Source organism: Shewanella glacialimarina, assembly GCF_020511155.1.
In the GTDB taxonomy this organism is placed as follows: domain Bacteria; phylum Pseudomonadota; class Gammaproteobacteria; order Enterobacterales; family Shewanellaceae; genus Shewanella; species Shewanella glacialimarina.
Map to the genome: position 1 here is coordinate 1,303,271 of NZ_CP041216.1, position 14,377 is coordinate 1,317,647.

Annotated in this window: 8 protein-coding genes; 4 read left to right on the forward strand and 4 right to left on the reverse strand. The window is 38.8% G+C overall.

Annotation, left to right across the window (positions count from 1 at the left end; all coding sequences use genetic code 11):
• Nucleotides 1-3: 3 nt before the first annotated feature.
• The gene (locus FJ709_RS05670; protein ID WP_226414250.1) at nt 4-960 is read right to left on the reverse strand and encodes an AAA family ATPase; all 957 of its coding nucleotides are present in this window, start codon (nt 958-960) and stop codon (nt 4-6) included.
• 335 nt (nt 961-1,295) lie between these two features.
• Here FJ709_RS05670 and fadI point away from each other — a divergent pair, with 335 nt between their 5' ends.
• The 3 genes from fadI to FJ709_RS05685 all read left to right on the forward strand — a co-directional run bounded on the left by fadI (nt 1,296) and on the right by FJ709_RS05685 (nt 5,248).
• On the forward strand, nt 1,296-2,606 hold the full coding sequence (gene fadI, locus FJ709_RS05675; protein WP_226414252.1) for an acetyl-CoA C-acyltransferase FadI: 1,311 nt from the start codon (nt 1,296-1,298) through the stop codon (nt 2,604-2,606).
• Between the two features lie 5 nt (nt 2,607-2,611).
• A complete protein-coding gene (gene fadJ, locus FJ709_RS05680; protein WP_226414256.1) occupies nt 2,612-4,738 on the forward strand; it encodes a fatty acid oxidation complex subunit alpha FadJ in 2,127 nt (708 codons plus the stop codon).
• Nucleotides 4,739-5,068: 330 nt separating this feature from the next.
• Nucleotides 5,069-5,248, forward strand: a complete 180-nt coding sequence (locus FJ709_RS05685; RefSeq protein WP_404830044.1) for a hypothetical protein — start codon at nt 5,069-5,071, stop codon at nt 5,246-5,248.
• Between the two features lie 318 nt (nt 5,249-5,566).
• Here the strand turns inward: FJ709_RS05685 and FJ709_RS05690 are convergent, their stop codons facing one another.
• The 3 genes from FJ709_RS05690 to FJ709_RS05700 all read right to left on the reverse strand — a co-directional run bounded on the left by FJ709_RS05690 (nt 5,567) and on the right by FJ709_RS05700 (nt 13,717).
• Complete coding sequence (locus FJ709_RS05690; protein ID WP_226414261.1) at nt 5,567-6,244, reverse strand: hypothetical protein; 678 nt, start codon at nt 6,242-6,244, stop codon at nt 5,567-5,569.
• Between the two features lie 108 nt (nt 6,245-6,352).
• Nucleotides 6,353-10,645, reverse strand: coding sequence for an EAL domain-containing protein (locus FJ709_RS05695; RefSeq protein WP_226414264.1), 4,293 nt, complete (start codon nt 10,643-10,645; stop codon nt 6,353-6,355).
• A 285-nt stretch (nt 10,646-10,930) separates the two neighbouring features.
• Entirely contained in the window at nt 10,931-13,717 is a 2,787-nt protein-coding gene (locus FJ709_RS05700; RefSeq protein WP_226414266.1) for an insulinase family protein, read from the reverse strand.
• A gap of 189 nt (nt 13,718-13,906) precedes the next feature.
• Between FJ709_RS05700 and sixA the strand changes: the two genes are divergently transcribed.
• Nucleotides 13,907-14,374: a phosphohistidine phosphatase SixA gene (gene sixA / locus FJ709_RS05705; protein WP_226414269.1), complete on the forward strand. Its 468-nt coding sequence runs from the start codon at nt 13,907-13,909 to the stop codon at nt 14,372-14,374.
• Nucleotides 14,375-14,377: the final 3 nt, after the last annotated feature.

Consider the following 14,377-nt stretch of genomic DNA (forward strand, 5'->3'; position numbering starts at 1 on the left):
TGCTTAAGGTACTGCTACTTGAGACAAAATGGTGTCAATAACGCGATCTGCTGTTATGCCTTCGGCTTGCGCTTGATAGCTTAACAATAGACGGTGACGTAGCACATTAGGCGCGACGGCTTGAATATCTTCTGGTGATACATAATCACGGCCATAAAGCCAAGCTCTTGCACGGGCGCAGCGTTCTAATGAAATAGTGGCACGTGGACTAACGCCATACTCTAACCATTTAGCCAATTCAGGGCTGTATCGTTCAGGCTGACGGGTTGCCATAACGATTTCAACAATGTATTGCTCAAGGGGGTCAGCAAGGTAAATTTCTAGTGCTTGATCCCGTGCGGCAAATACATCGGCCTGCGCAACAGGCTCAGTTGTCGGCAGTTGATGACTAATCGCTTCTTTACGTGACTGACGTAAAATAAGGCACTCAGTTTCTGCATTTGGGTAATCCAGATTAATGTGCATTAAGAAACGATCTAACTGAGCTTCGGGTAATGGATAAGTCCCTTCATTTTCTAACGGGTTTTGGGTTGCCATCACTAAAAACAGTTTTGGTAAAGGGTAACTGGTTTTACCTACCGTGACTTGACCTTCTGCCATGGCTTCTAATAAGGCTGATTGCACCTTAGCCGGGGCGCGATTTATTTCATCAGCTAGAATCAAGTTATGAAAAATAGGACCTGCTTCAAATTCAAATGTGCCAGTTTGCTGGCGATAAATGTCAGTACCGGTTAAATCTGCTGGCAATAAATCTGGTGTAAATTGAATACGATGAAACTCACCTTCAACCCCATCACACAGAGCTTTAACTGCGCGGGTTTTAGCTAGGCCTGGAGGGCCTTCAACCAGTAAGTGACCATTAGCTACTAAGGCAATTAAAAGATTTTCAGTCAACACAGGTTGACCTAAAATAACAGTGTCGAGATAAGTTCTTAAAGAATGAAATCGGCTTAAAGGCATACGGTTACTCAATCATTTGCTAATAACATAAACACAATGCGCCTTATGTTATGAATTCTATATGGATTTAGCTAGTAGGATTAACAGATTTTAACCCTTAATGAAACCAATAAGCGCAATAAGGTACACTAAGAATATTTTTGTTGTTAATAGCTAAAGCCTCTGACAACGGATATGGTGCTATTGAAAGATATATCTAAACAGGTGTTTAAAACCAGCAAATAAAAAGTTAGAATCAAATCACACTTTGATGGTCTGACCACTATGGTCGGGCGAAACGGATATTAACAACTTGAGCTTGTGTCGCCAGGTTAACTATAAAAAGAGGGTGAAAAATGAGTGATAGACAACAGGTAACAAATGCCCGCGGAGAGCGTATTGCAATCGTCGCCGGCTTAAGAACGCCTTTTGCAAAGCAGGCTACCGCATTTCATGGCGTATCAGCATTAGATATGGGCAAAATGGTAGTTAATGAGTTGTTGTCTCGCTCAGAATTAGATCCCAAAACTATTGAACAATTAGTCTATGGTCAAGTTGTTCAAATGCCAGCCGCGCCAAACATTGCCCGTGAAATCGTACTAGGCACCGGTATGGATGTCTCTACTGATGCTTACAGTGTTACCCGCGCGTGTGCTACATCTTTTCAATCAGCGGTTAACGTTGCTGAATCAATCATGACGGGTAACATTGAAATTGGTATTGCCGGTGGTGCCGATTCTTCATCTGTACTGCCCATTGGCGTGTCTAAAAAACTCGCTCACGCATTAGTTGACCTTAACAAAGCGCGTACTTTTCAGCAAAAATTTGCCATTATGCGCCGTTTAGGTTTGAAAGATTTAATGCCTGTACCGCCTGCCGTAGCAGAGTATTCAACCGGTTTATCTATGGGGCAAACGGCTGAACAAATGGCAAAGACCTATGGCATTAGCCGTGCAGATCAAGATGCGTTGGCTCACCGTTCGCACACATTAGCAACTCAAACGTGGAACTCAGGCGTGTTGCAGCAAGAAGTGATGGCGGCGCATATTCCACCTTATAAGCAGTTTATCGACCGTGATAACAATATCCGTGAAGATTCAGTACTTGAGTCTTACGCCAAGCTTCGTCCAGCTTTTGACCGTAAACACGGTACTGTGACCGCGGCTAACAGTACGCCATTAACCGATGGTGCTTCAGCAATCATCTTAATGAGTGAAGGCCGAGCTAAAGCGCTTGGGTATCAGCCTATTGGTTACATTAAAAGTTACGCCTTTACTGCAATTGACGTATGGCAAGACATGTTAATGGGTCCGTCATATGCCACACCATTAGCGCTTAAACGTGCCGGTATGGAATTAGAAGATTTAACTTTAGTTGAAATGCATGAAGCATTTGCTGCTCAAACCCTTGCTAATATGCAGATGTTTGGCTCGAAAAAGTTTGCGGCAGAAAAATTAGGTCGTAATCGCGCAATTGGTGAAATTGACATGAGTAAGTTCAACGTGTTGGGTGGCTCATTAGCCTATGGTCATCCTTTTGCGGCAACCGGTACTCGTTTAATCACTCAAGTATGTCAAGAACTAAAGCGCCGCGGCGGTGGAACTGGTTTGGCAACGGCGTGTGCCGCGGGTGGTTTAGGTGCTGCAATGATCGTGGAAGTGGAGTAATTACAATGGAAAAGACATTTAATTTACAACGTCGTGATGACGGTATTGCTATTTTGACTATGGATGTTCCTGGTGAAACCATGAACACTTTAAAAGCTCAATTTGGTGCTGAAATTTCAGAAATTCTGATTGAAATAAAAACCGATTCCAGCATTAAAGGGCTAGTTGTTGTTTCTGGCAAAAAAGATTCATTTGTTGCTGGTGCTGATATCAGTATGTTGGCCGCTTGTAAAAGTGAACAAGACGCAAAAGACTTATCACAGCAGGGGCATGTGGTATTTAATGAGCTAGAAGGTTTGACTATTCCGGTAGTTGCTGCGATAAACGGCGCGTGTTTAGGCGGTGGTTTAGAGCTGGCTTTAGCGTGTCATTTACGTGTATGTAGCGATGATAGCAAAACCGTACTTGGTGTACCTGAAGTACAGCTAGGCTTGTTGCCTGGTGGTGGTGGAACACAACGTTTACCTCGTTTAGTGGGCGTAGCAACAGCCTTAGATTTAATGCTAACCGGTAAGCAAGTTCGTCCAAAACAAGCATTAAAAATGGGTTTAGTGAATGATGTAGTGCCTAACTCAATATTGCTTGCTACCGCAATTGAGCTTGCTAAAAAAGGTAAAAGCGCTGCCAAACCGATTAAGCAGTCAAAGTTAAATCAATTTTTAGAGTCAACCTCATTTACCCGTGACATCATGTTTGATCAAGCGCGTAAACAAGTCGAAAAGAAAACAGCCGGCAATTATCCAGCTCCTGGAAAAATTATTGACTGTGTTCGCCAAGGCTTAAATAAAGGTATGGCAAAAGGCTTAGAAATTGAAGCGGCTCACTTTGCTAATTTAGTTATGTCCAAGGAGTCAGCTGCGCTGCGCAGTATTTTCTTTGCTACCACCGAAATGAAAAAAGAAACCGGTGCTGAAGGTGCTGAGCCTCGCATCGTTAAAAAAGCCATGGTGTTAGGTGGCGGTTTAATGGGCGGCGGTATTGCTTCTGTCACCACAACTAAAGCTAAAATACCGGTACGGGTAAAAGATATTTCAGAGCAAGGGCTAAGCAATGCTTTAGCTTATGCCTATAAGCTGTTAGATAAAGGTGTTAAGCGCCGTCATATGACGCCTGCTGCCCGTGACAATGTGATGTCTCTTATGACAACTACCACTGATTATAAAGGTATCAAAGATGCTGATATCGTAGTTGAAGCTGTATTTGAAGACTTAGCATTAAAGCATCAAATGGTTAAGGATGTTGAGCGTGAATGTGGTGAAAATACTATTTTTGCTTCTAACACTTCATCATTACCTATTGGTCAAATCGCTGCCGCTGCCGCGCGTCCTGAAAATGTGATTGGCTTGCATTATTTCTCACCGGTTGAAAAAATGCCATTAGTGGAAGTGATTGCCCACAAGACCACTTCACCTGAAACTATCGCCACTACTGTAGCTTTTGCCCGTAAGCAAGGTAAAACACCTATTGTGGTTCAAGATGGGGCGGGATTTTACGTCAATCGTATTCTTGCGCTTTACATGAATGAGGCCGCGCAATTATTACTTGAAGGTCAGCGAATTGAACATCTTGACCGTTCATTAATTAAGTTTGGTTTTCCGGTCGGCCCAATGACTTTATTAGATGAAGTGGGCATTGATGTTGGGGCTAAAATATCGCCTATTTTAGAAAAAGAGTTGGGGGCGCGTTTTTCAGCACCAGCGGCATTTGATAAGTTACTTGCCGATGATCGTAAAGGGCGTAAAAACGGCAAAGGTTTTTATCAATATGGCCCTAAAGCAAAAAAAGCCAAGTTGGTTGATGAATCGGTTTATGGCGTATTAGGTATTAAAGCTTCATCTGATAAAGAAGCAAAAGAAGTTGCCGAGCGCTGTACTATTCAAATGCTTAACGAAGCGGTTCGTTGCTTAGAAGAAGGCATTATTGCTAACGCAAGAGATGGTGATATTGGTGCTATTTTTGGTATTGGTTTCCCACCATTTTTAGGCGGTCCTTTCCGTTATATTGATTCATTAGGGCCTAAAAACCTGGTTGATACCTTAAATCGTTATCAGAAACTTTATGGTGATCGTTTCGCTCCCTGTGAAATGCTAAAAAATATGGCAACTGAAGGAACTCATTTTCATACGAACTGATGAGTTCTGAGTCACTAGATTTAGTGGAGATTAAAAAAGCGGCAATTATTTGCCGCTTTTTATTGCCTTGTCGGAATACTTTTGCCTGAATTTTAATCGAAGTGAGTGGTGCTTTAGGCTATAATACGGCTAGTTTGTAATCTTTTAGTATTATTAAGATGTATCAATTTGGACGAAACTAAAGGATGTTTTAATAATACAGATAGCCTAGGCTGAAAATGGAATGCTGCTGTGCAGTGTTTTTAGCCATTATCATGATGGAATGCAGTTAACTGAAGATATAAAGAGGTTTCAGTGATTTTTCAATTAGATTGGTTATTACTCGCTTTATTGTTTGTATTGAGTAGCATTTTTCTTGGCTTCTCTGCTTATTATGCAGGTTTAGCGGTTAAACGCTGGGCATTGGTTGGCGTGGTTTTAGGGCCTGTGGCATACCCATTATTCACTACTCATAAGCATTTAGCTTATCGTAAAGTTGAAGGTTTAGGCGCCCATAGAGCGAGTTTTTGAGGCTTAGTGCGTACATAATATATGTTGGCTTGATGAATTAGATAGCAGAATTGGCTAGATGATTTCGCAATAGATGATTATTTAGATTGATAAAGGAGCCTGTAAATCATTATCTGCATGTTTAATAAAAGTAAATGTCTAGACAACAAAAAAGGAGCTCGCAGCTCCTTTTTTATTAATACCCGCTTAGTTATTTCCACCAGGCTTTAGCTTGAGTCACTTCTAAACGTTCTAAGCCTGCAGGCAATTTTACTTTCTTACGAGCTGGTTTGGCTAAACCCAATGCAATTTTTAATGAATTAAACATAGTTATATTCCTTATGCAGTCTGAGTGTTTAGTACTTTGATTGCGGGCAATGCCGCAGTTTGCGTGTCTAGTACTTTGATTGCTGGTAATGCCACAGTTTGCGTGTCTAGTACTTTGATTGCTGGTAATGCCGCAGTTTGCGTGTCTAGTACTTTGATTGCAGGTAATGCCGCAGTTTGCGTGTCTAGTACTTTGATTGCTGGTAATGCCGCAGTTTGAGTGTCTAGTACTTTGATTGCTGGTAATGCCGCAGTTTGCGTGTCTAGTACTTTGATTGCTGGTAATGCCGCAATTTGCGTGTCTAGTACTTTGATTGCTGGTAATGCCGCAATTTGAGTGTCTAGTACTTTGATTGCTGGTAATGCCGCAGTTTGCGTGTCTAGTACTTTGATTGCAGGTAATGCCGCAGTTTGCGTGTCTAGTACTTTGATTGCAGGTAATGCCGCAGTTTGCGTGTCTAGTACTTTGATTGCTGGTAATGCCGCAGTTTGCGTGTCTAGTACTTTGATTGCTGGTAATGCCGCAGTTTGCGTGTCTAGTACTTTGACTGCAGGTAATGCCGCAGTTTGCGTGTCTAGTACTTTGATTGCTGGTAAGGCAGCAGTATGAGAATCTAGAGTTTTAGTCTGCACAGTTGTATTAACCGATAGTATTGATAAAACAGATAGTGCAATTATTCCTTTAATCATTTTAGTCTCTCTTGGCTCAGGGTTATTATTAAATTGTTATTTTTGACAACTAACGATTTAATAGCAGTTCTTGTGCCAATGTTGATTAAAGCTGTGATATTTGTTTTTTTATGGTTTCTTACGTAGTCTTACTTTATCCGCATCTGCAGTTAACAGAGCTTCGAAGTCTTTTTCAGGCACAGGTTTACTAAATATATATCCTTGTATTTCCTCACAATTAAGAGCTTTTAAAATATTAAGCTGAGCGGCCTGCTCTACGCCTTCTCCTACAACAGTTAACCCCATATTGTGGGCAATAGTAATAATAGAATCGACCATTTTTAAGTCGCGATCAGATTTGTCTATATCGTCGACAAATGATTTGTCAATTTTTAAGCAATTGATTGGAAAGCGCTTAAGATAGGATAATGATGAATAACCCGTACCAAAGTCATCTAAAGCAAGACTAACCCCCATTTTAGCTAGTTGTTGCATCACTTTAATGGCATTTTCAGGGTTTTTAATTACGGTTCCTTCCGTGATCTCTAACTCTAAATGGTGAGCCGGTAGCTTGGTAAGCCGTAAAATTGACTCTATTCTTTGCTGTAAATCTGGGAGAGCAAATTGACGCGACGATAAATTGACGGCAACGCGGCCATTAAATAAGCCTTGCTCCAACCACTTTTGCGCAGCAAAACACGCTTTACGCAACACAACATCACCAATCTCAACTATTAAGCCGTTTTCTTCAGCAAGTGGGATAAAATCATTAGGCGGAATAATGCCATGTTTAGGGTGATTTAATCTCACGAGTGCCTCCATACCAGCTAAACAGTCACTTTTTAAATCGACTTTTGGCTGGTAGTACACTTCAAAAAAATCTTCCTTCAAGGCCTCACGAATTAAATTTTCAACTTCTAGTTGTCGTAATGCATTTTTGTTCAGGGACTCAGAATAGAATTGATAGCGACTACCACCAGCAGATTTTGCATGGTACATAGCAATATCTGCTTTTCGTAATAATGCTTGTTCGTTTTGCTCATCTTCTGGATAAAGTACTATGCCAACACTAATGCTTAGCACTAGAGAGTCCCCATTGATTTCGAATGCGGGTTTTAGTGACTGAATAATGTTAGAGGCAATCATGGCACTAGAGCCAATATCGGGGTTCTGGTCAATAAGTAATGCGAATTCGTCACCACCTAATCTATATAAACTGGCATGGCCTGGAACTGAGGTTTTGATGCGCTCTGCAACGGATATAAGCAACTCATCGCCTACTTGATGTCCTAGAGAGTCATTTATGCGTTTAAAATTATCTAAGTCTAATACCATCAAAGTATGGTGAATATCTTTCTTCACTAGGTTGTTTAAAGTTACTTGTAAACTTGAGCGATTTGGCAAACCAGTGAGTAAGTCGTTATTGGTTAATTTACGTAATTCTTCTTCTTGTTGCTTACGGCGGGTGATATCTGAAAAAACCCCTACATAATGGCTTGTCTCGCCCTGTTCGTCGTACATAGCGTCTATGGTCAATTCCATCAAAAAGAAGCTACCATCGCCTTTATTGGCTTCTATTTCACCATTCCAACGTCCTTGCTGGCGTAATGCGCTTCTAATTTGTTCTGAATATGAATTAGGATAACGAGTAAACTCAAGTTGCTGCTGTAAAAATTTATCGCGGCTACACTGCGCTATATCACAGCATGCTTCGTTAACTTCAACAAATACATAATCCTGGTTGAGAATGAACATTCCCTCTGAAATATTTTCAATTGCGCGGGCAAAAAGTTTAAGCTGTTCTTCAACCTGTTTAATATTATTAATGTCTTTAATTGTTCCTGTCATACGAACTGGATGATCTTTCTGGTCGCGTTCAACTATTTTTGCTCTGTCTAAAATCCACATCCATTGGTCATTTCGACCTTTGACCCGATAAGCGATTTCGAAGTGATCTGTAATACCGCTAAAATGGTCATTGAGGGCTTTTTGAACTCTAGGTTGATCTATAGGATGAATATTACTTTCTTCGCCAATTTTACCTGAGCGATGCCCATCTTGAGGGAAGTCTAATGTTCCCCAAATATTGGAGCGAAATATTTTTCCGCTCTCTATATCCCAGTCCCACATCTCATCGCCGCTGCCCCAAAGTGAAAGTTTAAGACGCTCTTCACTGAGTACGATTTGTTTTTGGATTTCTTGACGGCGCAAAATCGCTTTGGTTATGAGTATTAAAATAGTCAACATAATTAGGCTATAAATTATTTTTGCCTTTAATGTAAGCCACCATGGTGGTGTTATTGTTATTTCAATATTCTTTGTAAGGGTTCTTTGTCCCGTTGATTTATCAACCGCATATACACCAAAGATATATGTTCCATGTGGGACATTAGTATATGTGGCTGTATTAGTGTTTTTATTTGGTAGCCAATCATTGTCTATTTCATTTAAAATATAGTAGAAATCGAAATTAACTCTATTTTTTCCTATAATATTGTATTCAATGCTAAAAGGGTATTCAGAATGCTTAAGTTGAATTTTATTTTGATACTTTATGGCTTTGTCTAAATTTCTTGAACCTATAGTTATTGGTTCATTGAATATGGAAAGGTTTTGAATGGTCACTTCGTTTATTGAGTTTTTATGTTCAAAAGCCTTATCTAGGTTAAGATATGTCAACCCATAAGGGCCGCCAATAATAATCCCATTCAAATATTCTAAATTTGACTGCGTACTATAGTCAGGAAGTATGCCATTTTTTTGTGTTAATTTTAACTTTTGATTTGTCTTTAAGTTTATTAAATTAACTTCCATATTAGAAGGTGCAACTATTATGTCTTCAATTATATCGATGGAGTAAATGGTTTTCTCTGTTTTCAATATCTCAGATACGACTTCTTTTTGTAAGTCCAAAGATAATATCCCAGTCCTTGAACCGAAAATTAACTGATTGTTATATTGGTTTAAACTTGCAACTAACTCTTTGTTATAGATATTTTTTATTATACCATCTTTAAACTTGAGCAACCCTTTCTGTGATGCTATATATAAATTCCCATCAATAGATACAAAGTCATAAATAGGGTGGTTTGTTCTTGTGTCAATAGTATCAATTGATTTGGTTATAGGGTTGATAGTTAATATTTTTCCATCAAAAGTCGCAGCAACAATAAATCCTAAATTGTTTTGTTTTATTTTCATGATGTATTCTGACGTTAACTTTTCTTTCTCTTGTGTGTCTAAATTAACTTGGTATAAACCTTCAGGTGAACCGACGTAAATAAATTTTTTGTTTGCATAAATACTTTTGTGACCTTCGGCGAACTCTACTTTTAACTTTGTTTCATTATTAAATTTTTTGTCAAAATAAGTTATCTCTTTTTTATTGCTGGCTATGAATAAGTTGTTTTCATTTGATACGATTGACCAAATGTTCTTTATATTATTATTTATTTTTTTTGCGATATTTTTTTCAAGTGAATATACATTTATCCCATCAGTGAAGTTTGATGTGAATAGTTTGTTTTTAGTGGAGAAAGTAGTTATTTGGTTGTTTTCTTTCAGGTCGCTTTTGAATTCGCCAATAATTGTTTTTTTTATTTCATTGCTGTTTTGGCTAAGTTCAATAGAAATTACTTGGTTTTTAGTGAATAAAAGTAATGTATCGGCGAACGAAGTCGACGAAAGACTTAATGCATTTGTTTTGATAATGTTCTTTTTGTTTTTATATAATCCATTCTTTTCTAATGTTATGATATCATTGTTATTTATTTCAAAGTCTAACGTCTTGCTTGAATGTAGTTTGATTTCATCTGAATATGTAAAAATATCTCCATCATAGTTTCGTATATATAATGTGTCTTTCGAGTTTCTTATTTTTTTTATTTCTTTAAATTTTTGATTTTTAATCAAATTAATTTCTTTCGAGAAGTCAGAGTTAAATATGTAAACTTCACTATTTAAGGCAATGTAATTAATTCCATTGTCATTATATATTGCCCATATTACTGAGTTTGATATGGGGTGATTGGGTTTCGCAAGAGAAAAGGTTTCGGTAAATTTGTTAAATATAGCCAGTCCTTTATCCGTTCCCACAATAAGTTGATTTTTATCATCAATCATTAGATTGCGGATAAAAGAGCTGGGTAGGCCGCTTCCATTATCTTCAGCATAAAAATGGGTGAATTCTGTGCCATCAAAACGGTTTAAGCCATTAACAGTACCAATCCAAATGTAGCCTTCACTGTCTTCAACTATGCTGGTTACTGTATTTTGAGAAAGACCATCTGCGACTGTGTATGAATCATAATTGAGAATAATATCGAGCTGTTCTTCGTTAAAGTCCGAAAAAGACATCGACATAGCGAATGATGCTTGAAAAAAAGCAAAAAGAAATAAGAGTAAAGATAAGATTTTAGGCATAATTTTTATTTTTCTTGTTCTCGTAGATGCCAAGCAGAAGCGTTGATTTGCCTACTTTTTCAGAATCCATGGGGTTTGTCAAAAGTCTGTTAACACAAATGAGACTAAGTGTTGTTTTTTTACCCTTCTTGAGCTGGTGTAATTTTATGCGAGTTAGTTGTTTTGTTTAATTAGTACTAAGTAATTAGTGATTTACACTCCTCATAGTAAAAAAGTTAGTTTTTTGTATGGTTTAAATTGACGTTAAACATTTACAAAGTAATTTAAAGTTAACTGACATTATCTCTAAAAGTTAAATTTTTCAGCAGCTTGCTTAAATGTTCTTAGATCTAAAATCATATTTTTAGATCCGAGTTGCTGTTGAGAATGTTGCTCACCACAACTGAATAAGACTAAGCGGTCACAATGCTTGCTCCGCATCTGTTGCATCATGAATTTGATTAAGTCTGCTCTGGTAAGTGTTCCGACCTTCGCGGCAACATTTTCACGTTGATCAAATTGATAATCCCTATTACCTAGACTAACCCAATAGCGCTGTCCACGGGTTTTGAGATTAGAATCGTGTTCCATAATTTGGCTAATTAAACCTTGTTTAGTGCTTTCCCATTGTTCATTGGTTATTTGCATTACGGCATAGCTAAAGTCGGCTATAAACTCATCAATGGCTTCAAGCAAAACTCGGGGACCAGTAGAAGGGGATTGGATATAAAAAATTAACCCAGGATGTCTGTTGAGTGGCAGGTAACCCGTGCCTACCATGTAACCTAATTGCTGTTTTGTGCGCAGTTCATGAAAAAAGGTTGATGACATTGTATGGTTTAATAAACTGAACAGTGCCATCTTATCTGTCGTTGCTTCACTAGATTGATAATAAACAATAATTGCACTGTCTTGATGCTGGATTGCTTTCTCACGTAGCAAGGTACCAACACCTTGTAAGTTAACTAACTCTCGTGATGATTCATGGCTAGGTTTTGTCACCAGGGACAATAAGTGTTGTAATTTCTTACCCAATGCTTGAGCTTCTGACACTAACCAATCACCGTAGACTAGACCTTCAAGGTAGATTTTTTCATAAAATTCACTAACATGATTATGAAGTTCATCTAAGGTAATTGTTTCAAGTTCTTCCGCCATTCTCACCGGTTCAAAACTTCGCTTTTGTAATGTGACTGTTAAGCTGGTAAATAATTGCGAGATAGGTTTTGCTTGGGCAACATTATTCCAGCTTCTTAAAATCTGCTTACGGATCATGTTAAAGCGTTCTTGGGTAAATTGTCGCTCACGCCCTTTATGAATAATCAACGCGAGCAAGGTTTCCTGGTTACCCGTAAACCCAGTAAGGTGAAGGGTAATGCCACCTTGATGCGGATAAATATTATAGTTTAATCCAGCAACTTCAGCCTGATAAGTTGATTCAGTTAAGTAGTCTAGCAATAGCTCAACATATAAGCGGGTTAAGGTTGCATGACGAGGTGACATACTGGCTTTTTGTGAATCAAGTGATAAGTAAAGGTGCCCTTTGGGCACATTAAACTCGTCATCTTTTCTATGCCAAATTCGATAGCCTTCACCTTCAGCAACTACAACAGGTACTGGATTTTGACTTGCTTCATTTCTTGATTGCGGATCGGGTACAATAAATGGATTAGCCTGGGGCAGCTTTAAAGCTTGTCTAATTTCAGTTTGTTGCCAATATGCTAATCGTGATAACTCAATATCCGATACCTTGTAAGGTGTGTGATACCAGGCCGCTTGCTTGTCGGTATCAAGATCTTGGGCAACAACCTGCAAGCGCATATTGAGCGGATGCATTAATTCAAGTAGCGACTGTGCTTCAGCCACATCCAAGTTATCCATTCTATAATCACCATAGACCACATCCTCGATATCATAGTGATGCATGTTAATGCTGAGGTGGCTGGCGAGATCTAATGCTTTAATTTGTTCTTGAAACCGAAAAGCGGTGTTTAATAAATTAGCGCGTTCTTGATAACGCCAATCTTCAAGTCCATGCATTTTGATAAGTTGGATATATTCAAAAATACACTTTACGACTTCATCAATAGTATTAAAACCTTGATCAGTTAACTGAATACTGACTGAGTAATCTTTAAAGTTAAACCCATTGATGCCACCGCCAGCTGATAAGTTATTAGCTAAGCCTTGCTCTTTTAAGTAAGACAACAAACTCCCTGGACTTTCATTGCCTAACAGGTGGCTTATGAAGGTTAATGGTTTGCGTTTATAGAATTGGTCAATTCCGGGTAGTGCAAAATTAACACTGATTCGTTTTTGTTGTTTTAAAGGGATAATTGAAATCTGTTTGAGGCGTTCAGCATCAGTAATCAGTAATTCAGAAGGATAGTGTTTACTTACTCCTCGATTGACGATGCCTTCAAAATAGGTTTTAGCCCATACTTCGGACTGGTCCAGTGAAGCAGGGGAGACCAAACACAGAGTCATAATATTTGCGCAATATTGCTGCTGATAAAACGACAGTAGTTCTTCACGTAATTCAGATTGAGGGCCGGCTAATGTAGCGAGATTACCCACTGAAAATTTAGAAAAAGGGTGGGCTTGGTTAGTGGTCTCTTTTTGCACCTGATATACACGGCGAATATCGTCTTTTAGCTTTAAACTATACTCAGACTCAATAGCATGACGCTCTCTATCGACCAATTCGATATCAAATTTAGGTGCAATAAAAAACTGACTGAAGCGATCTAATGACTCTTCAAAAACATCTGCATTGATGGTGTAAAAAAAGTTTGTTTGTTCAGTGCCTGTCCAAGCATTGTTATTACCGCCATGCTGATTAATAAAAGCATGGTACTCACCTGAGTCAGGGAACTTTTCTGTCCCTAAAAATAGCATATGTTCTAAAAAGTGTGCCATACCTGGGCGATCGACAGGATCATCAAAGTGACCAACTTGAACAGCCATAGAAGCAGCAGCTTGGTTGGTTTGCACATCTTCAACCAGTAATACCCGAAGTTGATTCGATAAGCGGATATAACGATATAAACGATGATCATTTTGACTTGTATGTATTGCTGGGAAATCGGACAAGTGAAGGCTCCAAGTAACGGTTCTAGTTACATATTGATATTGTTATCGGCTTTTAGCAAATAACTCGTCAAACTTTATGACCACTATCGACTAAAGTTGAGTTAATTTTTGTTTGGTGACGGTTTCGCAAGTGCTTTAATGACGCTACAATTGTCGTATTAGTAAAATAAGATTGATAATGAGTTAAGTATGCAGCTATTTTTGATGCGCCATGGTGAAGCCAGCTTTGATGCGCTATCAGATCGTGAACGGATATTAACGCAACATGGACGCTACCAAACCGGCCAAATGGCTAACTTACTCAATAGTCGCATTTCTCAGCTTGATTTAGTTTTAGTCAGCCCTTATTTGCGCGCCCAACAAACGTGGCAAGTCGTCAGTAAACACTTACCTAAAGCAAGAAAATGCGTTGTGTTAGACAATATTACCCCTTCAGGTGACCCTAAAATGGCCGCCGATTCTATTTTAGCTTATGCACAGCAATATAAAGCAGACACTGTGTTAGTGATTACTCACATGCCGATAGTGGGTTTTTTGGTGGGTGAACTAGTTGCGGGATTAGAACCGCCTATTTTTGCCACCTCTGCTTTTGTACAAATTGACAAACATTCTGAACAAGCAAGCTTTGTAGGCATGAATTACCCTAGTGGGGTTTAACGT

Coding starts and splice junctions, on each gene's coding strand:
- FJ709_RS05690 (WP_226414261.1), bottom strand. CDS start 6,244: ATGATTAAAGGAATAATTGCACTATCTGTTTTATCAATACTATCGGTT.
- FJ709_RS05695 (WP_226414264.1), bottom strand. CDS start 10,645: ATGCCTAAAATCTTATCTTTACTCTTATTTCTTTTTGCTTTTTTTCAA.
- sixA (WP_226414269.1), top strand. CDS start 13,907: ATGCAGCTATTTTTGATGCGCCATGGTGAAGCCAGCTTTGATGCGCTA.
- fadI (WP_226414252.1), top strand. CDS start 1,296: ATGAGTGATAGACAACAGGTAACAAATGCCCGCGGAGAGCGTATTGCA.
- FJ709_RS05670 (WP_226414250.1), bottom strand. CDS start 960: ATGCCTTTAAGCCGATTTCATTCTTTAAGAACTTATCTCGACACTGTT.
- fadJ (WP_226414256.1), top strand. CDS start 2,612: ATGGAAAAGACATTTAATTTACAACGTCGTGATGACGGTATTGCTATT.